Origin of the sequence: Mycobacterium sp. (assembly GCF_965229105.1) — a bacterium.
In the GTDB taxonomy this organism is placed as follows: domain Bacteria; phylum Actinomycetota; class Actinomycetes; order Mycobacteriales; family Mycobacteriaceae; genus Mycobacterium.
Genome location: NZ_OZ245858.1, coordinates 5,770,122 through 5,790,512 on the forward strand (window position 1 = coordinate 5,770,122; position 20,391 = coordinate 5,790,512).

Sequence of the window (20,391 nt, forward strand, 5' to 3'; positions counted from 1 at the left end):
CTCTAGAACCGGGTGATGGCATCGAGCAGGGCCGGCCACTCCTTGCGGACAGCGGCCCGCAGGTAGGGGCCGGTCAGGCCGACGAACGTATCGCAACGTCGCACCGCAATACCGCTCGCGCTCAGATGTTTTCGCATCGCGATGGCATCGGCCACCCGCACGAGCACAAACGGTGCTGCGCCCTCGGTGACCGCCAGACCTGCCGATCGCAATCCGGCCACCATCTCGCGTCGCAACGCGCTGAGTTGCCGGGCACCAGCGTCGGCTTCGGCAACCGCCTCGGGTGCACAGCACGCGGTCACGGCCTCCATCTGCAACGTACCCACCGGCCAATGCGCACGCCGCGCGGTCAGCCGAGCCAGCAGATCCGGAGAGCCAAGGGCGTAACCCACCCGCAGACCGGCCAGCGACCACGTCTTGGTCAAGCTGCGCAGCACGAGCACGTCCCCTAGCTCGCTGTCTGCATCACCGGCCACCGATTCCGGTTCACCGGGGATCGCATCGGCGAAGGCCTCGTCGACCACCAGAACGCGCCCCGGCCGGCGGAGGGCGAGAATCTGCTCACGCGGATGCAGTACCGATGTCGGGTTGGTCGGGTTCCCGACCACCACCAGATCGGCTTCCTCGGGGACCTGGGCATCGGCAAGATGGAACGGATCCGGCAGCACCACATGGCATATCGGTATCCCGGCAGCGGATAACACCGCGTCCGGTTCGGTGAACGATGGGGCGATCAGCGCCGCCAGTCGGGGTGCCAGATTGGGCAGCAGCGCGAAACCTTCGGCTCCACCCGCGAGCAGCGCGACCTCCTCGACGGAGCGTCCGTGCCGGGCGGCGACGGCGGCCACCGCGCGTCGTCGGTCCTGCATGTCGGGGTAGCGGCCCAGATCCCGCAGCCGGGACGCCAGCCGGTCGGTGAGCCATCCCGGTGGGGCCGCCGCGCGGACGTTGACCGCGAAATCCAGCATGCCGGGCACCGCGGCCTGGTCACCGTGATAGCGCGAAGCCTGCTGCACTAGAGGACGGGAAGGAGCTGTCGGACGATGCCCGCCGAGATCGCCGCGACCCCCTCGGCGAACGCCCCGAAATCGAGCGCGGAGTCCTGGCCCGCCAGATCGGACAGCGCCCGGATCACCAGCCACGGGACGCCGAACACCTCGCAGACCTGTGCTACCGCACCACCTTCCATCTCGATCGCTTGCGCACCGATGTCGCCGTGCAGCCGATCTCTGGTCAGTTCACAGTGCAGATACTGGTCGCCCGTGAGCACAGTGCCGTACACCAACTGCGGTGGCCGGTCCGCTCCCCCGGCGGAAGCCGGTAACGTCGGCAGCGTCGTGCCGTCGAGGTGCTCGCGGATCCGGGCGAGGGTGTCGGGATCGGCGTTGTAGCCGAGTTCGTCGGTCGGGTTGATGAAGGAGACGTGCCCAGCCTGATACATGAGCAGCTGCTCATCCTCGATGCGGCCGACGTCGTGCTGGATCACCCGCTCGGCGATGACCACGTCACCGATGTGTAGCGCCGGGTCGAGACCGCCTGCGACACCGGACAACACGATCACACGGCAGGCGAACCGGTCGGCCAGCAGCGTTGTGACGATGGCGGCGTTGACTTTTCCCATCCCGGCACCGACCAGGACGACGCGGTGCCCGTCGAGCATGCCTTCGTCGAATCGGAAGTTGGCGACCGATACGGTACGCGCAGCGACCAGAGCACCCCGCAGGTGCGCCAGCTCCTGCGGGAGGGCGCAGATGAGCCCGATCATGCGATTTGGGCGCGCTCAGCCGCGGTGAGCGCGGCTGAGCGCGCCGAAATCACGGTCAGGAGACGTCCACCCAATCCAGGGTCCGCTGCACGGCCTTCTGCCACCCCGCATAGCCCTCGGCGCGCTTCTCATCAGACCAGGTGGGCGACCAGCGCTTGTCTTCCTGCCAGTTGGCCCGAAGATCATCTGGTGTGGCCCAGAAGCCGACGGCCAGTCCCGCCGCATAGGCCGCACCGAGCGCAGTCGTCTCAGCGACAACAGGTCTCACCACGTCGACGCCGAACACATCGGCCTGGATCTGCATGCACAGGTCGTTGACGGTGATACCACCGTCGACCTTGAGCACCTCGAGATGCACACCGGAGTCCCGCTCCATCGCGTCGACGACATCGCGGCTCTGGTAGCAAATCGCTTCCAGGGTCGCCCGGGCCACGTGTGCATTGGTGTTGAACCGCGACAGCCCGACGATCGCGCCGCGGGCATCCGAGCGCCAATACGGGGCGAACAGTCCCGAGAAGGCCGGCACGAAGTAGACGCCCCCGTTGTCCTCGACCTGCCGGGCCAGCGACTCGCTCTGGGCGGCACCGCTGATGATGCCCAGCTGGTCGCGCAGCCACTGCACGGCCGAACCGGTCACCGCGATCGAACCCTCAAGGGCATAAACGGGTTTCGCATCCCCGAACTGGTAGCAGACCGTGGTCAACAGGCCATTCTGCGAGCGGACGATCTTCTCGCCGGTGTTCAGCAACAGGAAGTTACCGGTGCCGTAGGTGTTCTTCGCCTCACCGGGTGCCAGGCAGACCTGGCCGACCATTGCAGCCTGCTGATCACCGAGGATGCCGGTCACCGGCACCTCACCGCCGAGTGGCCCGGTCGCCAGCGTCATGCCATACGGTTCCGGTGAGGACGACGGTTTGATGGTCGGCAGCATTTGGCGTGGAATGTTGAAGAACGACAACAGTTCATCGTCCCAGTCGAGCGTCTCCAGATCCATCAGCATGGTGCGGCTGGCATTGGTGACGTCGGTGACGTGCACCCCGCCGCGCGATCCGCCGGTGAGATTCCACAGGACCCAGGTGTCGCTGTTACCGAAGATCGCATCACCGCTCTCTGCGGCTTCCCGAACCCCGTCGACGTTTTCCAGGATCCACTGCACCTTGCCCGCCGAGAAATACGTCGCGGGCGGCAGGCCGGCCTTCTGCCGGATGACGTCACCACGGCCGTCACGATCCAGTGCCGACGCGATGCGGTCGGTACGGGTGTCCTGCCAGACGATGGCGTTGTAGTACGGCCGGCCGGTCTTTTTGTTCCAGACCAGCGCGGTCTCACGCTGGTTGGTGATACCCAGTGCCGCAAGATCACTCGGCTGCAGGTTGGTTTTGTTGAGTACCGACATGAGCACCGACGATGTGCGCTCCCAGATCTCCACCGGGCTGTGCTCGACCCAACCGGCCTGCGGCAGGATCTGCTCATGCTCTAACTGATGACGGCCCACTTCGGCACCGGCGTGGTCGAAGACCATGGCGCGGGTGCTGGTAGTGCCCTGATCGATCGAAACGACAAAATCAGCCACGTTGCTCCTTTGACGAGGTGACCTACTTAGCGGCGCACCGCACAGGCATCGACGGCGTCGGCCACGACACTTGAACCGGTAGTGCGTAAACCAGTGTTCGAGCTTTGACCGCCGTGCTCGAACGCTACACCCGCCGTGGACCCCGTCACAGGCGTTTCCGACTGCAACAACCCCATTTCGGTGTCGGTGAACGCACGGCCCCTGGACAAGAATCGCTTTCCCTCTGGGGCTTCGAGGCTGAACCCGCCGCCGCGTCCCGGCACCGCGTCGATCACCAATTGGGTGTGCTTCCACACGTCGAACTGCGCAGCGCCGATCCAGACTGGCGTGCCATCGGGGTGCGCATCGGAGCCGATGTCCAGCACTCCGAGCAGAACATCCCGGTCCCCGACGATGAATTCGCCGGCCGCGTAACACATCGGCGACGACCCGTCGCAGCAGCCGCCGGACTGGTGGAACATCAAGGCGCCGTGGCGCTCTTGTAATGCTGCCAACAGTTCGGCGGCCACCGCGGTGATGAGCACGCGCGGCGGGGCTTGCCCCACCACGAGATTCATCAGAAGAAGCCCTGCGCCTTATTGCTGTAGGACACCAGCAGGTTCTTGGTCTGCTGGTAGTGATCCAGCATCATCTTGTGGTTCTCGCGGCCGATCCCGGACTGCTTGTAACCGCCGAAGGCGGCGTGGGCCGGATACTGGTGGTAGCAGTTCGTCCACACCCGGCCGGCTTTGATATCGCGGCCCGCCCGGTAGGCGGTGTTGCCGTCACGGCTCCACACGCCTGCACCCAATCCGTAGAGGGTGTCGTTGGCGATCGAGATGGCGTCTTCGTAATCGGTGAACGACGTGACCGCGACGACGGGGCCGAAGATCTCCTCCTGGAACACCCGCATCTTGTTGTGCCCGGTGAAAATCGTTGGTGCGACGTAATACCCGCCGTTGAGATCGCCGCCGAGCTGCGCGCGCTCCCCGCCGGTGACCACAGAGGCGCCTTCGCTCTTGCCGATTTCGATGTAGGACAGGATCTTCTCCAACTGATCGTTGGAAGCCTGGGCGCCGATCATCGTTTCGGTGTCGAGCGGATCGCCTTGGCGGACGGCCTTGGTGCGGATCGCGGCCAGTGCCAGGAACTCATCGTAGATATCAGCCTGGATCAAGCTGCGCGACGGGCATGTGCAGACCTCACCCTGGTTGAGGGCGAACATCGTGAAGCCCTCGAGCGCCTTGTCCTGGTAGTCGTCGGCCTGGGCCAGCACGTCGTTGAAGAACAGATTGGGGCTCTTGCCGCCGAGTTCCAGGGTGACCGGGATCAGGTTCTGGCTGGCGTACTGCATGATCAGCCGGCCGGTGGTGGTCTCACCGGTGAAGGCGATCTTGGCGATCCGGTTGCTCGACGCCAACGGCTTACCCGCTTCGACACCGAACCCGTTGACGATGTTCAGCACACCTGCGGGCAGCAGGTCGCCGATCACGGACATCAAGTACAGGATCGACGCGGGAGTTTGCTCGGCGGGCTTGAGCACGATGGCGTTACCCGCGGCCAGCGCAGGGGCGACCTTCCAGACGGCCATCAGAATCGGGAAGTTCCACGGGATGATCTGGCCGACGACACCGAGTGGCTCGTGGAAGTGATAGGCGACGGTGTCTTCGTCGATCTGGCTCAACGAGCCTTCCTGCGCGCGGATGGCGCCGGCGAAATACCGGAAGTGGTCGACGGCCAGCGGGATATCGGCGTTGAGGGTCTCGCGGACCGGTTTGCCGTTGTCCCACGATTCGGCAACCGCGATCGCCTCGAGGTTCTCCTCGATCCGGTCGGCGATCTTGTTCAGGATGACCGCGCGCTCGGCGGGTGAGGTCTTACCCCAGGCCGGCGCGGCGGCGTGCGCTGCGTCGAGCGCCTTCTCGATATCGGATTCGTCGGACCGAGCCACCTCGCAGAAGGTCTCACCGGTGACCGGCGTCGGATTCTCGAAGTACCGGCCGGCGGTGGGCGCTACCCAGTCGCCGCCGATGTAGTTGTCGTAGCGCGGCTTGAAAGACATCACGGAGCCTTCAGCGCCTGGGCGCGCGTAAACAGTCATGGGAAAACCTCTTCCTGCCATGGAGACGACAAATGTGTCGGTCGTCACTCAGGGTAGGAAAAACAGGGTTGCACCACCGTTGCACGCACATTCTTTGCGCCCACACCGACAAACGGGCGCATGAGCGGGATTAACCGAGCTCGAAGTCCAGCCCCGCCAAGTGCCCACCGGCCTGCGCACGACCGACCGGCCCGATCGCCGCGCTGGTGTGCAGTACCTGCCAACCGTCGCGGTCATCGCGACCTTCCGGTGAGTCCAGCCAGCGGCGCAGCGGGGCGAGATCGCCCTGCGCGCACTCGGCCAGCACCGCACCACGCACACTCGCCGACAGCTGGGTGCGCAGCCGGGCGATCGACGGCGATACCGATTGCGGTAGCAGTGGGCCGTGATAGCCGGCCAGCGCCGATTCGACATCACCGATATCGAGCGCGTCGAACACCTCACCGATATCGCTGGTGATCGGCATGAGCAGCCGGTAGGGACGGGATTCGAGCAGCTCAGGCCCGATTACTTTGCGCAACCGCGACATCTCGGCGCGCACCGTCACCACGTCGAGGTCCTTATCGTCGAGCAGGACCGCGAGGTGATCGGCGGACAACCCCTCGGGATGGCGGCTGAGCAGGACGAGGATATCCGCGTGCCGCCCGGTCAGCATGGATGCCCGCAGGTGGCCGTATTCGTCGGTGGTCACCCAACGCGGCCGGTCGGCGCCCAGCACGACGAGGTGGGGTTTTCGGGTCGCCGGCTCCGGGGCGGTCCCGGTCAGTCGCAGCAGCGCCAGGTGGTTTTCGACAGCGACCGCGGTAGCCCGGACCAGGGCCAACGTCTGCGCGGCGGCCGCCTGGGGTCCACCGGTCAGGTCGATCGCACCGAGCAGCGCGCCGGTGTCGGGATCATGCACCGGGGTGGCGGTGCAACTCCACGGCTGGACGATGCGGGAGAAATGCTCCGAACCGTGGATCTGCAATTCGCGGTCCAGGGCCAGCGCGGTTCCGGGGGCGTTGGTGCCTGCGCTGCGTTCACTCCAGTCCGCACCCGGCACGAAGTTCATGGCCTCGGCCCGGCGGCGGGCTTTCGGGTCACCTTCGACCCACAGAAGGGTGCCGTCCGCTGCGGTGACAGCGACGACGACACCGGCGTCCGCGGCGTCGTCGACGAGCAGTCGCCGGATCACCGGAAGCGCAGGGGCAAGTGGATGCGCGTCACGGAGCCTGGCGACACTGAGCGCGACCGGCGACGAGCGCGCCCCACCGAAATCGGGGTCGACCCCCTTGGCGAGGCTGCGTTGCCAACTCTTCGCGACGACGGGGCGCACGGTGGTGGAGTCCAGGTTGGCGACGTCGACCTCACCGGACACGAAAAGTTCGTGCACGGCGCGCAGCGCGCGGGAGGATTCCCGACCGCTGGGGCCTTTCATGATTCGCACCGTGTGATCACGCTCCTGGCATCGCCGGGCGTCTCACCGCCCGACCGCGTGCCGACACCATAGTCCGAAAATGTCCTCGAGGACACCCATTGTTCAGCTTAGGCCCGGTTGCTGTGCGGCCCCGCAGGCTCTCCTTTCCTGACGGGGCCGCACAGAGTCTGTGCAATGCCGGCGGGTCAGGCACCCCATGCGGTGGCGGCGCGGCGGTCGGTCTCGGCGACCTCGTCCGCCCCATCGCGGACGGCGTTGCCGAGGCGGGTCAGGATGTCGTTGAGTGCAGCGGCCGCCTGATTCCAGTTGGCCTGTTCGACGCGGTAGGCCCCCGCCGCCTCGCGGGTCCAGACTTCCTGCAGCGGTGCGATGCGTGCCACCAGGTCGGCGAGCGCGGCGTTGAACCGGGCTGAGGTGCTGTGGATGTCGCCGCGCACCGAATGCTCGATCTCCACGAAATCGTAGGACAAGACAGGATCCATGGGTGTGCTCCATCTTTCGGGTGTCGAGTTTGTCGGATGGGTCAGGAAGCGCCGAGGCCGCCGGCCGAGGCACCGATCTGGTGGGCGTGTTGATCCGCCGCCTCAGTCAAGGCACGTTCGTTGTAGCGAATGGTTTCGGCAATGGTGTCCAACGCGTGACACAGCCGGGTCGATTCCGAGTTCCACTGTTCGACAACGTCTTTGAATCGAGCGGCGGCTGTCCCACTCCACACCGACGGCGGGACGGCGGCCATCCTGCCGATGAACGACTGCAGCAAGGTTCGGATCTCTACTGACCGGGCATCTGTAGCCGCGGCGACGGTGTGCATCAGCGCGAAGTCCGTCGTCAGTGCACCTTGTGTTGCCGGTGTGGGTATTGCCGGTGTGGTCACCTATCCCCCTGGGGTCTGCGTCGCGCGGCAGGTTCCGCACCTTGTCTCTATTTGACTGTCGCGCGGCGCTTTTGGTTCCCATCTCCCTCAGCCAATCTCGTGTGCCGACCGGATGGCTTGATCGCAAGCCGCCGTGATATCGGGTTCTGCGGGTTCGGGCCCGGTCGCGCTCTGACAACCGATGCCGATCCGCATATCCCCGTCCAGGATCACCGTCCAGCGGATATCGTGACCGGGCCGGATCTCTCGGTAGGTGATGGCGGGTCGACCGGCCCGCTGATCGGATGGGTGGAAGTCGACGAAGACACCTGCCGGTTCGGCATCGATCGCCCGCCGAAGCATCGTCGCGGCCGCGGCAAGGCTGTCATCGGGTACCGATGTCTGGGTAAGGTGCAGCCCCGCCTCGCCGCCCATGGGCGATACCACCTCCACCCGTGCCGAACCCGGGCCTGAGCGGATCCGCTGCACCGCCCAATGCGAAGGGATCTCCATGGTGACCCGGCCTTCGACGAGGGCCGTCGTTTCTAGAGCCGTCGTTTCGAGGTTCGTCGGGCTGACATCGGAGCGGGTGATCACCCCTATTCCGATCACGACGACGCCTGCCACTGTCACCGCCGCCGCCACCAGTCGCCGTCGGGGGCGGCCGATCGACTCGACGGACTCGACGGGTTGCGTGCGGTCGGTGCGCACAATGGCTGCCGCACTGCGTACATCGTGGTCGGTGACCCGGTGGGTGGTACGCCCAGCCGCCCGCAATAGATCGTCGATCAGGATGGCAAGTGCGCCCGCACCGGGTACGCCGGCGGGAGCATCGAGCCAGACCGGAACGCCTCCCGTCGCCCGAACCACCTCGCTGGCAACTGATTCCACGACGTCGCGTGGCGCCGCGGTGCGGGCGTGCATACTCGGCGGGGTTCCACTCGACAGGGTGACGACGATCAGCTGGGGGCCGATCTCCACCACCGGAGCTGGCCCCGCCACCGCTTCCAAGAGTCTGGCACGCGACGCGGTGACAATTCCGATCGTCAGCGGGCGGGCGATCGCACACACCGCGTCGATCCGGCTGGCCGGCCACCAGGACGGGTGGACCAGCAGTGTCGACTCAGTCGCACAGAGCAATGGTTCGAGCACTGCCCGCCATACTTCGTCGCGTGCCACGGGGTGGTCGCCGAGCAGGACGACGGGTTCATCACCGCCATCGAGAGCCGCCTGCGCGAGCGCCGGATCGGCCACGCGCACCGTTTCATCTGCAGGGCAACATAATCGACGGATGGCTGCCGGGCCGATTTCGCAGACCGCGGTGACGTCTACCGCGGAGTCGTCCATGCCACCTGCACTGTCTGTTCGCCACCTGATCGCGTCGACAGGGTGCCTCTGCCGGGGGGCAATGGTCGCGGCCGGACCGTCCCCAACAGTGCGCCCTCATCCGAGGATCCACTGAGCTGCAGACCGGCGGCACCGAGATCGCGTACCGCGGCGAGCACCGGTTCATACAGCGCACGCGCCGCCCCGCCGTGGCGCCGGGCGATCACCATGTGCAGCCCGATATCCCTGGCATGCGGAAGGATGTCGAGGATGGGGGCCAGCGGGTTGCCGCTGGCGGTGGCCACCAGGTCGTAGTCATCGACCACCAGGTGGATATCGGGTCCCGTCCACCAGGACCTGGTGCGCAGTTGATGTTGGGTGACCGCTTCACCTGGTAGCCGTTGACGCAGCAGCGCCACCAGTTCCGGCAGCTGGGCCACTAGCGCCGCAGGCGTCGTCAGATACCCCGCAAGACGATCGCCGTCGATCTCCCCGAGCATGCTTCGGCGGGGATCGACCAGGAAGAGCTGCGCCTGCGCGGGCGATGTGGTGCGCAGGATTTCACGGCACAGCACGCGCAATGCGGCCGTCTTCCCACTCTGCGCATCGCCGAGGACCAGCAGGTGCGGCTCGCGTTCGATATCGATGGCCACCGCAGCCAAGCTCTGCTCGTCGATCCCGATGACCAGGGCCGCGGTCGGCGGTTCCGCGATACCAGCCAGCACGCCATCGTGGTCGATGTGGTTGGGCAGCAAACGGATTGTCGGGGCACGGCGATCGCCGTAGCGGGCACCGATCACCTCGCCGATGCTGATCCCGGGCGGGCCGACGGGCAGCGCAGCCACGAACGGAAGACCGTCCGGGGATAGCCCGCGGCCTGGGCAGCCCGGTGGCACATTACGCGCCCGCCTGCGGTCGATCTCGGAATCTGCCGGGTCCCCCAGGCGCAGCTCGATACGGGAGCCGATCTGGTCTTTCAGTGCCGGCCTGATATCGGCCCACCGGGTTGCCGCGAGCGCCACGTGCACGCCGTGCGAAAGTCCCTCTGCTGCAATGGTTGTGATTGCCTGTTCCAGACCGTCGAAGTCCTGGCGGATAGCGTGCCACCCGTCGACCACCAGAAAAACATCACCGAACCGGTCTTCGCGACCCGGCCCGCCGCGTTGCCTACGGCGCAGCACCGCTCCGATTTCGGCAACCGTGCGCCGGACCAGGTCGGCGTCATGCCGGCCCGCCACCACTCCGACCTGGGGCAGTTCCGCCAGCGGCGCGAGCCCTCCCCCACCGACGTCAAGGCAGTAGAACGCAACCCGACCCGCATCATGTTCGAGCGCGAGTGCTGTCACCACTGTGCGCAGCAGTGTCGACTTGCCCGATTGCGGCCCACCGACGATGGCAATATTGCCCGCGGATCCGGCCAGGTTCAGGACCAGCGGGCCTCGGTATTGCTCAAATGTGTTGTCGGCCAATCCGATGGGCACCATCAGATCGCCACCGGACCGTGGTTGCGCGAGCACTGCGTGCAGGGTCGGCGATTCGACCAGCGGCGGTAGCCAGATCTGGTGCGCGGCCGGACCGTGCCCAGTGAGACTGTCCAGCAAGGCGTCCGCGACGCTGACCCCGGACCCGGTCCCGTCGCACGCCTGAACAGTCGGCCCCACCGGGGCCGCGGTGAACACCATCGGTCCCGTCGCGACCGCGCCCATCGGCGCAGCGGGAGCGATACGCCCAGACACGTAGGTGGACTGGAACCGGATCGGCTCGGCGGCGGCGATTTTGAGATATGCCGCACCGGGTTCCCCCGGGAGTTCGTACGCGTCGGGAACGCCGATGCTGAGCCGGGATTCGCTCGCCGACAGCGTCCTCAAGCAGATCCGGTAGGACAGATGGGCGTCGAGGCCGCGCAGCCGACCCTCCTCGATACGTTGACTGGCCAACAACAGATGCATGCCCAACGACCGACCCAGCCTGCCGATCGCCACGAAGACATCGATGAATTCCGGCTGCTGAGCCAGCAATTCAGAGAACTCATCGACGATCACGAACAACGCCGGCAGTGGTGCCAACGGGCGGCCGGCGCGACGGGCCCGGTGGTAATCGGCGATACCGGCGAGGTCGCCCGCGCTGCGCAGGATGTGCTGTCGCCGGTTGATCTCACCGGTCAACGCGTCCCGCATCCGGTCCACCAGGTGGGCCTCCTCGGCAAGGTTGGTGATGACCGCCGATACGTGATTCGCCCGGTCCAGGCCCAGAAAGGTCGCGCCACCTTTGAAATCGATCAACACCAGGTTCAGCGCCTCGGGTGAATGCCGAGCGATCATTCCAAGTGCGATCGACCGCAACAGTTCCGATTTACCTGATCCGGTGGCACCGACACACAGACCGTGTGGACCCATCCCACCCTCGGCAGCCTCCCTGATGTCGAGCTCGAGTGCGGCCCCAGAGGGCATGTGGCCGATGGGCACTTGCAACCGCCGCGCCCCTACGCTGTCCCACAGTGCTTTCCACTCTCCGGCCACCGGTATTGCCGGGATCCCGATCAACTCCGGCCAGCTCGAGGCCGGGCCGTGCGCGCCAGGGTCGGCACGGCGGTATCCCGCCATCCGCCGCGCACAGATGATGGCGTCGGCCTGCGTCATCAGATCGGGTACGGCCACGATGTCGTCCTGGCCGGGGACCGTCACCGTCACCTGGCTACCCGCGTCGGCGGTGCCGATCTCGAGCACCGTCACTCCGGCGCCGGGTGCGTCGGCCCCGGCAACACCGTCGGTGACCACGACGACGCAGCGATCAGGCGGCACCGCAGCCAGCGCGGCGGACAGGGTGGAATAGACCATCCGAAGCGCGCCGAGCTGATCATGCATGCTGGGATGTCGATGGTGGGGTAACCATTTCAGCCAGTCCCAGTGGCGCGCCGAAGAATCCGCCACCACCGCCACCACCGCCAGGTCGTCGGGGCTATGCAGGACCGCGAGCTGGCAGACCATGGCCCGCACCAGTGCCCGGGCATCGGCGCTGTCTCCGTTGATCGTCACGGCGGTGGCACCAGTCAGGGCAACCGTCACCGGCGCTGAGGACACCGTCGAATGCACCCGAAGGAACCTGCGAAGCGCCGTCCAGGTGACCGGATCCGCACCTTCGTGGGGTTCGCCGCCGGGGTCGATCGGCGCTTCGACCGCTGCAACGGTTCCCACCCCGACCCGGACCTCGCCGAAGTCGGGATCGGCGCGGCGGCGCTCCCACATCCGGGGCCCACCGGCGAGAACCCACAACGCTTCCGGTGCGGGGTGGCGGCGATACATCCACTCCCGTTGCACCACAGCACTATCGGTGAGCCGCAGGGCTTGAGAGTGCAGGTAGCTCAGGTAACGTGCGCGGTCCGCGTTCAGTTCGGCGGCGCGCTGCCTGCCGCCACCGCCTTGCACGGCGGAGGCAATCGCGGAGCCGAGCATCATCACCGGGAAGAGCACAAACATCGGGTTGCGGGATATCGACGCCCCCGACAGGACTATCGCGGCCATCATCCCCCCGCCGGCCAGCAGCGTCACAGCCGGGATCAGCAGGCGGGTGACTGTGCCGGTACCCGTCGCCCGGGGCACTGGCGGCGGAGCGGTGATCGCTATTGGACTGCTCGGGTCGTTCACCGGCCTCCTGTCGTTATCGACGGACGGTAAGCAGCACCGGCGGTGCCCGCAATTCACCTGTGGATCAGCGCACACACCGTCGGGGTGATGAGAGTTAGCGTGACGCCGCGGTGCTGGACGACACCGCAGGCCCGAGCCGGCGGAGGTGGCAACGCGTGGAATCAGAAGTCGGGCCGGGACGTCAGGTCACCGGCCAATGCCGGGTGGCGGTGCAATTCGACGGCACCCAAGCCGATCTGGCGCTACCCGGCGACATCGCGGTGGGGCAGCTCATTCCCGCGATATACGACATCCTGAACTGGCCCGAGGGATGCCGACCGGATAGCTCGCCGGCCGGTGCGCCCTTCTGCCTGCACCTCCCAGGTCAGCCGGCGCTGGATCCATCGATGACACTGTCGCAGTTGAGAATTGGCGAAGGTAGCCTACTGATCCTTGCACCTGCCGTCTCGCGAACGGCTCCCCCGCCCGTGGTCTACGCCGCCGACGCGGTCGCGCACATATCGGATCCGCCGCCAGCGGAGTGGACATCGCAGCAGTCCCGGCTGGCGGCGCTGCTGGTGGTCATCGCCATGGCCGGGATCACCGGGCTGATGGCCGTCCCCGATGGATTCGGGGCGCCGAACGTCCTCCTGGGTGCGGCATCGGCAGCGACGGCGGCCGCCGTGTCCACCCGGGTCACCTGCTGCGGCCAGACCACCCTGATGGCGCTGACGACACTGGGCACACTTGTCACCACGGCCGCCCTCGGCGCAACGCTGTGCGCGGCGCCGTTGCCCGTCGCGGGCATGGCGCTCACCGTGCTGGCGGTCGGCGTGCTGACCGTCCCCCACCGCCTGGCGGTGATCATGTCGGGTCTGTCGAGGTATATCCGCGGCGGTCTTGACCCCGACTCCGATGGTGTGGACCCCAGCCTCTGGGACAGGTCACGTCGCGCCCAGCGGCTATTGACCGCATTGATCGCCGGGGCGTCGGTCGGGGCAGCGCTCGGCACCGCAGCGGTGGCGTTCGGCTCGGGCAGGCGTTGGCCAGACTGTGCCGCGGTCGCGGTCACCGCGGCATTGCTGATCCTGCGATCCAACGCCCAGCCCGACCCGGGCCAGCGGGCCGCCCTGCTGGGCAGCGGAATACTCTGTACCACAGTCGGCTTCGCGGGATCTTGGTGGGAAGATCCGCAGCTGACGCTGTGGCTCTGCGCAGCCGCGGCGGTGCTGGCGCTGGGCGCGCTCTGGTTCGGTTTCGATCCACCCGCGGCCGCTGCTGCCCCACCGGTGCGGCGCTGCCTTGACGTGGTGGAGTATCTCCTTCTGGCGTCGCTCATTCCGTTGTTCTGTTGGAGTTCAGGCCTCTACGGCCTGGCGCGCGGGCTGAGCCTGTGACAGTCGCACGGGCCCGCCGCATCGCCAGTGTGACCGCGGTCGGGGTGATCGCCGCCGGGCAGTCATGCGCGCCTCCGGCGTCCGCGATGACGCCTCCCGCCATCGATAACAGTCGGTTACCTGCCTCTTCTGCGCCCGCTCCGCCGCAACTGACCGCACAGCGTGCGATGTGCACGGTTCTTCGGCGAAGTCATGCCTCGACCCCGACCGCAAATCCGTTGCACGCCTTCGATTTGGACGCCGTGTGGCGGCTGACTCGCGGTGCTGGCCAACGGGTCGCCGTCATCGATACTGGGGTCACCCGTCATCCACGCCTGGCGCATCTGGAAGCAGGAGGCGATTACGTGGCGGCTAGTGACGGTACGCAGGACTGCGACGGGCACGGCACGATCGTCGCCGGAATCATCGCGGCGGCGCCCGAATCCACAGAGCAGGTGAAGTTCTCGGGGATGGCGCCCGCCGCCACCGTGATTTCGATCAGGCAGTCCAGCACGAAATTCGGACCGGCGGCGCAACCGTCGATCGCTGGATTCGGTGATGTGGACACCATGGCGCAAGCGGTCCGGACCGCGGCTGATCTCGGCGCGACGGTCATCAATATCTCCTCGGTCGCCTGCGCCGCAGGTGCGCTCGACGATCAGGCACTTGGTGCCGCCCTCGCCTACGCCGTCGACGTCAAGGATGTGGTGGTCGTGGCCGCCGCGGGCAATGTCGGCGGTGCCAGCCAGTGCCCGAAGCAATTCGACAACGGCGAATTGACCTGGGAGACAGCGACCGTCGCGGTGAGCCCGGCCTGGTACGACGACTACGTCCTGACCGTCGGCGCCGTCGGAGTCGACGGCGCTCCATCGTCGTTCAGCCTGGCCGGGCCCTGGGTCGACGTCGCGGCTCCCGGCGAGGACATGGTGTCCCTGGATCCCGCGGGGACCGGCCTGGTCGATATGCTGGCCGCGTTCGACCGCGAAGTCCCTATCTCGGGAACCAGCTACGCCGCGCCGGTCGTCAGCGGGCTCGCCGCATTGGTACGCTCCCGCTTCCCGGAGTTGACCGCACGCCAAGTCATGGCGCGTATCGAGGCCACCGCCCGCCGGTCGGCGGGTGGTTGGAACCCGGTGATCGGCAACGGCGTCATCGACCCGCAGGCCGCGGTCAACAACGAGGTGGCCGCCACCCCGACCCCACCACGTCCAGGCGTCGCGCCGTTTTATCCGGTAGCAGGCGGACAGACTCCATCAGGTGCGCGGCGCGGCACCAGGATCGCGGTGCTCGGCGCAGCGTTCTGTGCGGCCGTGGCCGCCGCCGCGTTGGGACTGTCAGCCGCCAGGACGCGGCGACTCCGCCAGCAACGTGTCGCGGGCGACTAATGCAGCGTCCCTATCTAATTCCGGCCCGAGCGGCAGCGTCTCCAGCAGCGATGACGGGGCCGACTCTGGGCGATCAGGCAGCCCGAGCACTCTGGCAGACTCGGTGTCCCCGACCGGAAACCGCACCCCGGTCTCGCTGATCACCGATCCGGTGCCCGCGGTGAAGCCTGCCGAGCCGATATAGGCGCTGCGCCCTGGCGGCAGGTACACCGCGTCGACGGCGGGTCCGGCGCCGTCGGCCTGCGCAAGTCGGACCGCCCCGTCCTGGTCGCGCACAGGTAGCGCCACACCGGCGCGGAAAGTCACCTCACCGGCCGCCCACGAGGCACACAAGACCCGAACATCACCGGCCAGCGGCGCGCCGATCCGGTCGGGAAACTCCGCCACCGGTAGCACCCCGACGGTCGGGACAGCAGCGATGACCGAGGCCGCAACAGCTGTTATCTCGGTGCCGGGTCGCCCAGTCGCGAACTGGATGAGATCTGCTGCGACGGCCCCGATGCGTTGCACGCCGCCTGCGAGCACTACGAAATACTCGGTGGCACTGGCACGTTCGACGCGCACTACGTCACCGATGACGAACCCCGGTAGGACCTGCGGCCCTGGGCGACCAAGATCCGGGATCACCGGAGCGGCAATCGGTGCCGCCTCACCGACGATGCCCAGCAGCGCTTGCGATACCGGCCGCGGGGTGCGGCCCTCGAGATGCAAGGCCCGCACGGTGGCGGTATCGGCCATATTCACCACCGCGCGTTTGCCGTTGTAGAGCAGGTAGGTGCGGCCCGATCGGCTCGATACCAGCGCCGGCTCATCCTGGGCGAGCGGGCTGGCCGCGCCACCGGTCAACGGGCCGGCAATGACGGTGGTGGTAATCGCGTCATCGCACACTGTCCAGCCTGCCTCCGGGCCGGACAGGGGTTTGCCGATCACCCCCGGCGCACCCGGAATACCCAGCAGTGCGCCATGTTTGGCACTTGCCAGGTCAGCGGAAGTCACCGGCCGTGGAGCAGTGTCTACCTGGGCGATCATCCGCGCGGAGCTGAGGTTCATGACGGGGTGGACGGTATCGCCCACGCGGACATAGAGCGCACCGGATACCCGATCCATCCAGAGCACACCCTCACCGAGACCTGGTTGCGGTCGCAGCCAGCCGAGCACTGCACAGCCTGCCACCGCCAGCACCGCGATCAACGCACCGAAAATCAGCGAAACTGATTGCAGCCGAACCGCATCACCGTCGGCAGCTGGGTCACCGTAGAGAACCGCAAGCTCGAGCCTGCGCCGCAGAAACCGGTGGCCGCTGAGCTGCAGCCGCGAGGTCGAATACCTGGCCACGGCTTCACGTTAGGCGTGCTGCGCCCGGCAGTTAGTCAACGATCCACAGGGTTCAGCGCCAGCGCGCCCAAACGTATGGCACCAACGATCGGAGAAAGTCGAGATCGGGGCCAGGCGCCGCGTCGGCGAACGCTTCTTCGAAGTACTCTTCGGCGACCAAGAGGATGCCCTCGGCGTACTCCCGGGTGAAGTCAATGCTGCCATAGTCGTCCATCAGCGCACGCAGTGCGCGTACGTGCTCTTCCGTGCGTTCGGATCGGGTTCGACGAAGATGATCACTGACGAATTTTCGGTCCTCGCCGCGCGCCGTGCCCATCAAGTGCATGAGTGTCAAAGAGCGTTTTCCCTCGTACAAATCACCGAGGATCTCCTTGCCATAGTCACCTTCCTCGCCCACAAGATTCAACAGGTCATCGCGAATCTGGAACGCCGCACCAAAATGGAAGCCGAACTTGACTAGCGGTCCGAGCTCGACCGTCCCACGTGAACCTACGATTGCCCCGACGCGCAGCGGATGAATCGTCGTGTACCAGCACGTCTTATGCAGGATGAGCTCGAGGTAGTCCTCAGGAACTAGATTCTCCACCTCATCGCGCTGCCAACCGATTTCGAGCGCCTGGCCCTCCAAGGTGCGCATTGCCATAGTGTCGAACTCGGCTATCACGATATCTGCAAGGTCGCGATCCATCCGGCGCGTTGCTTTACGCAATAGCTGTCCGGCCGCTACAGCGAGTCCATCACCAGCGTTCATCGCCAGCCCCAACCCGTGCAAAGCCGACAACGTCGGCCTGCCTCGACGCATCTCACTGCCGTCAGCAATATCGTCGTGAATAAGGAATGCGTTGTGAAGTAGTTCAATTGCGACCGCTACCCCGAACAATTCTTCGTCTTTGGCGCCGAACGCTCGCCCAGCTGAAAGACACAACGCGGGTCGCAGCCCCTTCGCAGGCCGAGCAGGGTAATCCCGCATCGGCGCGTACAGCCAGTTCACGGGCTCGCCGCCGGGTAATGCGTCGAGCATTGCTCGTCGAATCCCTCGCCCGACCTCCCGGAGCCGGACCTCGACAGCGGCGACGAAGTCGGGTGAGTCTGCTGCCACGGTCACCCGACAGTGAGCACAACAGGCAGTGAAACCCCCGGGTAGCCGTCCACGACAACTGTGCCGCGGTACTCCCCCGCAGGGGTACCGTCCTCTACTCGAATTTCCATTGTGATGCCGCGACTGCAGCGAGCGGGCATTTCTATGCTCTGTGGGGCAAAGTGAATGTCCTCGGCCGGCACCACTTCCCTGTCATGCGAGTGCAGATCGCTGCAGCGTAAAACAATCTCGCCGACATCGTCCGTGCTGCCGTTATGCACCCACACCTCTGCACCGGCTGGGCGAGAGCTCGTGATCTCGATACTGATTGTCGCAACGGCATTACCGTCGGCCATGCCGAGGGTAATGCCATTGCCCATCGGGACCAGCCCTGCGGCCGGGTTCGGGCGCACTGATTGCAGGAACCGCTCAACAAGCGGCTCCCACATTGCGAATAGACTGGTTAATTCCGGGCTCTGCTCACTGCCATGTGGGGCGGTGTCGGGATCATTCCGCCGCTGAGCTTCTGAAGCCCCGGGACTATCGGTAGGTCGGACAAACCGTCCGATTACTTCGCTGGCCGCTCGGAAACCCCTGGCTTGAATTGCAGTGAGAGCGCGAACATTCACTGCAGGGTCAAAGACGGTCGCCCAAGGGATCTCGACTATGTTGCCGTCGTCGCGCAAACTTTCATCCCCCATTGCCCCCCCTGGCGCCTATCCAGTTGCCTCTCGGATGGTATAACACGAGTTAGACTAGCCGGACGATCCTGGGGGGATAACAGATGTCCGATCTGCATTCTCTATTGGCAGTTTACGGCTCGATAGACCAGCTGATTGCCCGCCATGAACCTACTCTTGCGGCGACAGTTGAGAAGTTCCTTCCTGGCACTGCTGGTCGTGGCGAGATCGGTTGGTTCAGCCAGATCGAGGAATTCATGGGCCGCGTCGCTCCTGCTAGCTCCGGCCTCGAGTTTCCCTCCGTGAGTATGGCTTTGGATGACTTCGCCAAATCGCGGATGGAAGATGGCGACACAGGGTCACTGAACGACCCCCAGCTGGCGCGGCTGATTTACGCCATCGGAATGCTGAGTCGACTTCCCGCCGATGTCATTGATGAGCATTTGTTCGTCTCAGACGAGCAACTCGCATCAGTTCTGGCTCTCGCTAGCCCCTCCGACACTGCGAGTTCCGAGCGTGGACACCGCTTGCTCGCCCTCCTCCGCCAGGAATTCACGGATCGGCGGCATTGGGCCGATGTCATGGCCACCGCAAGAACCGAGAATCTGGTCAACAGCCAAATTGCCGCATTCGGGCCGCCGTGCGCCGGGTCCGTCAAGCGGCGCGGTCCTAACTACTGTGCGCTCATCACGACCGACTTTGTTGTCGACGAGCTGTCCATCGACGCGATAAAAGCCATCATCGATCCACTGAATTGGGCTGATACCGGGTCGGATAGCTTCTTTTGCCGGATGACGGAACTACAACCAAATACCGATGCGAATGGCTGGAGCCGAGTCCTCGAAGAGGGTAGTACCGACTGTAGTCAGTATCGGATCAAGACTGCGCTTAAATATTGGAAAGCTGAGTTTGACGGCGGTTTGATCATTAACTACGACGTCGATGACGAGCGCGAACGCACCGACGACAACGGGATGGTTGTCGTCGACAGCGGCTACCTATGGGTGACAGCTGCCGGAGGGGGCGGGGTCCGGATTCGTACCAGTAAGGAGTTCCTCATCCACGGTGTCGGCCCAACTGCGTCGGCGGTATTCGCCTGCGTACTGGGGTGGGCAGATGTCACCCGACATTGGTTCACCGAATCCGTGCAGAACGTGCAGCTGGATCGAGTGGGATGGAGCGTGTCAAGCGCGCCCGAGCGGGCATCGGTGCGACAAAGAAATCTGCGTCAACGGCCACCAGCGGTTCCAGCCGGCGTGCGGCGCCAGCTAATCGCGCAGTCGATAGAGTTTCTCGCTCAATGCGCAGACGCCGTCGTCGGACGACGACCATGACCAATCCCAGCGATGCCCGCGCCTTCGTTGATCAGTGGGCCGCGATCACCCGCAGAGTGGTGGCGAACTCGGGTGTGGTCGTGGCCGAGACGGCGGAACAAATCGGCGCAGGCACGTTCACAGGTCAAACGTGGGTCAAATCTGCCACGCAAATATTTGATATTGCTCTGCTAGGCAGCCTAGAACTCGCCGAGGCTACCCTCATCGGACCCGCGAAATTTGCCCCTGAAAGCGTCAGATCCCAAGCCATAACGGTCGACGCCGACACGGCCGTCGACCGCGTGTTGACCGTAACTACACCGTTTGTTCGACTCGGCGAATCGGAGGCCATCCACGGGGACCGGCTGACCTTCGATCCGCCGGCCGGACGGGATGCAAATCGCAACCCAGTGGGCGTACTCGCGGTCGGGGCGACAGAATTCCACATCGCCGTCAAGGTCGACGAGCTACCCAGCGGCATCTACGCGGGTGCAGTGTGTGTGACTAACCCAAGAGACCTCCAAGCATCCACCATTCCTGTCATGTTGGCGCTGTGAGAATCTCGGCGCGGAGGGTCCGCCCCGGGT

17 protein-coding genes are annotated in these 20,391 nt (G+C 65.7%); 4 read left to right on the forward strand and 13 right to left on the reverse strand.

Annotated features, from left to right (window positions below):
- Positions 1-2 precede the first annotated feature (2 nt).
- The 10 genes from cobC to eccCa all read right to left on the reverse strand — a co-directional run bounded on the left by cobC (position 3) and on the right by eccCa (position 12,658).
- Positions 3-968, reverse strand: coding sequence for an Rv2231c family histidinol phosphate aminotransferase CobC (cobC, locus tag ADBZ9O_RS27160; RefSeq protein ID WP_526533556.1), 966 nt, complete (start codon positions 966-968; stop codon positions 3-5).
- A gap of 47 nt (positions 969-1,015) precedes the next feature.
- Complete coding sequence (locus ADBZ9O_RS27165) at positions 1,016-1,765, reverse strand: 5'-methylthioadenosine/adenosylhomocysteine nucleosidase (RefSeq protein WP_526526267.1); 750 nt, start codon at positions 1,763-1,765, stop codon at positions 1,016-1,018.
- Between the two features lie 55 nt (positions 1,766-1,820).
- Positions 1,821-3,287, reverse strand: coding sequence for a glycerol kinase GlpK (glpK, locus tag ADBZ9O_RS27170; protein WP_526533558.1), 1,467 nt, complete (start codon positions 3,285-3,287; stop codon positions 1,821-1,823).
- A 77-nt stretch (positions 3,288-3,364) separates the two neighbouring features.
- On the reverse strand, positions 3,365-3,895 hold the full coding sequence (locus ADBZ9O_RS27175; protein ID WP_526526269.1) for a DUF779 domain-containing protein: 531 nt from the start codon (positions 3,893-3,895) through the stop codon (positions 3,365-3,367).
- A complete protein-coding gene (gene adh / locus ADBZ9O_RS27180; RefSeq protein ID WP_526526271.1) occupies positions 3,895-5,418 on the reverse strand; it encodes an aldehyde dehydrogenase in 1,524 nt (507 codons plus the stop codon). The genes ADBZ9O_RS27175 and adh overlap by 1 nt, the downstream gene beginning before the upstream one ends.
- A 130-nt stretch (positions 5,419-5,548) precedes the next feature.
- On the reverse strand, positions 5,549-6,835 hold the full coding sequence (locus tag ADBZ9O_RS27185; protein WP_526526273.1) for a helix-turn-helix domain-containing protein: 1,287 nt from the start codon (positions 6,833-6,835) through the stop codon (positions 5,549-5,551).
- Positions 6,836-7,020: 185 nt separating this feature from the next.
- Entirely contained in the window at positions 7,021-7,317 is a 297-nt protein-coding gene (locus ADBZ9O_RS27190; RefSeq protein WP_526526275.1) for a WXG100 family type VII secretion target, read from the reverse strand.
- A gap of 41 nt (positions 7,318-7,358) precedes the next feature.
- A complete protein-coding gene (locus ADBZ9O_RS27195; protein WP_526526277.1) occupies positions 7,359-7,709 on the reverse strand; it encodes a WXG100 family type VII secretion target in 351 nt (116 codons plus the stop codon).
- Between the two features lie 87 nt (positions 7,710-7,796).
- Positions 7,797-9,035, reverse strand: a complete 1,239-nt coding sequence (locus tag ADBZ9O_RS27200) for a type VII secretion-associated protein (RefSeq protein WP_526526279.1) — start codon at positions 9,033-9,035, stop codon at positions 7,797-7,799.
- A complete protein-coding gene (gene eccCa, locus ADBZ9O_RS27205) occupies positions 9,017-12,658 on the reverse strand; it encodes a type VII secretion protein EccCa (RefSeq protein WP_526526281.1) in 3,642 nt (1,213 codons plus the stop codon). Before eccCa ends, ADBZ9O_RS27200 begins: the two co-directional genes overlap by 19 nt.
- A 155-nt stretch (positions 12,659-12,813) precedes the next feature.
- Between eccCa and eccD the strand changes: the two genes are divergently transcribed.
- Entirely contained in the window at positions 12,814-14,034 is a 1,221-nt protein-coding gene (gene eccD, locus ADBZ9O_RS27210) for a type VII secretion integral membrane protein EccD (protein WP_526526282.1), read from the forward strand.
- Positions 14,031-15,398, forward strand: a complete 1,368-nt coding sequence (gene mycP, locus ADBZ9O_RS27215) for a type VII secretion-associated serine protease mycosin (RefSeq protein WP_526526283.1) — start codon at positions 14,031-14,033, stop codon at positions 15,396-15,398. Before eccD ends, mycP begins: the two co-directional genes overlap by 4 nt.
- On the opposite strand, the gene eccB is transcribed toward mycP, so the two are convergent.
- The 3 genes from eccB to ADBZ9O_RS27230 form a co-directional block, all read right to left on the reverse strand.
- Entirely contained in the window at positions 15,348-16,733 is a 1,386-nt protein-coding gene (eccB, locus tag ADBZ9O_RS27220; protein ID WP_526526285.1) for a type VII secretion protein EccB, read from the reverse strand. The genes mycP and eccB overlap by 51 nt on opposite strands.
- Before the next feature lie 52 nt (positions 16,734-16,785).
- Positions 16,786-17,754 (reverse strand): polyprenyl synthetase family protein, encoded by a 969-nt coding sequence (locus tag ADBZ9O_RS27225; RefSeq protein WP_526526287.1) that lies wholly within the window; start codon positions 17,752-17,754, stop codon positions 16,786-16,788.
- Positions 17,755-17,834: 80 nt separating this feature from the next.
- Positions 17,835-18,260, reverse strand: coding sequence for a hypothetical protein (locus ADBZ9O_RS27230; protein ID WP_526526288.1), 426 nt, complete (start codon positions 18,258-18,260; stop codon positions 17,835-17,837).
- Positions 18,261-18,595: 335 nt separating this feature from the next.
- On the opposite strand from ADBZ9O_RS27230, the gene ADBZ9O_RS27235 reads away from it, so the two are divergent.
- Both ADBZ9O_RS27235 and ADBZ9O_RS27240 read left to right on the forward strand, forming a co-directional pair.
- A complete protein-coding gene (locus ADBZ9O_RS27235; RefSeq protein WP_526526290.1) occupies positions 18,596-19,825 on the forward strand; it encodes a hypothetical protein in 1,230 nt (409 codons plus the stop codon).
- Positions 19,822-20,361 carry a hypothetical protein gene (locus ADBZ9O_RS27240; protein WP_526526291.1) on the forward strand — a complete coding sequence of 180 codons (540 nt, stop codon included), beginning with the start codon at positions 19,822-19,824 and terminating at the stop codon, positions 20,359-20,361. The genes ADBZ9O_RS27235 and ADBZ9O_RS27240 overlap by 4 nt, the downstream gene beginning before the upstream one ends.
- Positions 20,362-20,391: the final 30 nt, after the last annotated feature.

Bases quoted from the DNA above. Each gene is read 5' to 3' on its own strand.
- ADBZ9O_RS27235 (WP_526526290.1), top strand. From the start codon at position 18,596: ATGTCCGATCTGCATTCTCTATTGGCAGTTTACGGCTCGATAGACCAG.
- ADBZ9O_RS27225 (WP_526526287.1), bottom strand. From the start codon at position 17,754: ATGCTCGACGCATTACCCGGCGGCGAGCCCGTGAACTGGCTGTACGCG.
- ADBZ9O_RS27175 (WP_526526269.1), bottom strand. From the start codon at position 3,895: ATGAATCTCGTGGTGGGGCAAGCCCCGCCGCGCGTGCTCATCACCGCG.
- ADBZ9O_RS27200 (WP_526526279.1), bottom strand. From the start codon at position 9,035: ATGGACGACTCCGCGGTAGACGTCACCGCGGTCTGCGAAATCGGCCCG.
- adh (WP_526526271.1), bottom strand. From the start codon at position 5,418: ATGACTGTTTACGCGCGCCCAGGCGCTGAAGGCTCCGTGATGTCTTTC.
- ADBZ9O_RS27230 (WP_526526288.1), bottom strand. From the start codon at position 18,260: ATGTGGGAGCCGCTTGTTGAGCGGTTCCTGCAATCAGTGCGCCCGAAC.
- ADBZ9O_RS27185 (WP_526526273.1), bottom strand. From the start codon at position 6,835: ATGAAAGGCCCCAGCGGTCGGGAATCCTCCCGCGCGCTGCGCGCCGTG.
- ADBZ9O_RS27190 (WP_526526275.1), bottom strand. From the start codon at position 7,317: ATGGATCCTGTCTTGTCCTACGATTTCGTGGAGATCGAGCATTCGGTG.
- ADBZ9O_RS27165 (WP_526526267.1), bottom strand. From the start codon at position 1,765: ATGATCGGGCTCATCTGCGCCCTCCCGCAGGAGCTGGCGCACCTGCGG.
- cobC (WP_526533556.1), bottom strand. From the start codon at position 968: ATGCTGGATTTCGCGGTCAACGTCCGCGCGGCGGCCCCACCGGGATGG.
- ADBZ9O_RS27240 (WP_526526291.1), top strand. From the start codon at position 19,822: ATGACCAATCCCAGCGATGCCCGCGCCTTCGTTGATCAGTGGGCCGCG.
- glpK (WP_526533558.1), bottom strand. From the start codon at position 3,287: ATGGTCTTCGACCACGCCGGTGCCGAAGTGGGCCGTCATCAGTTAGAG.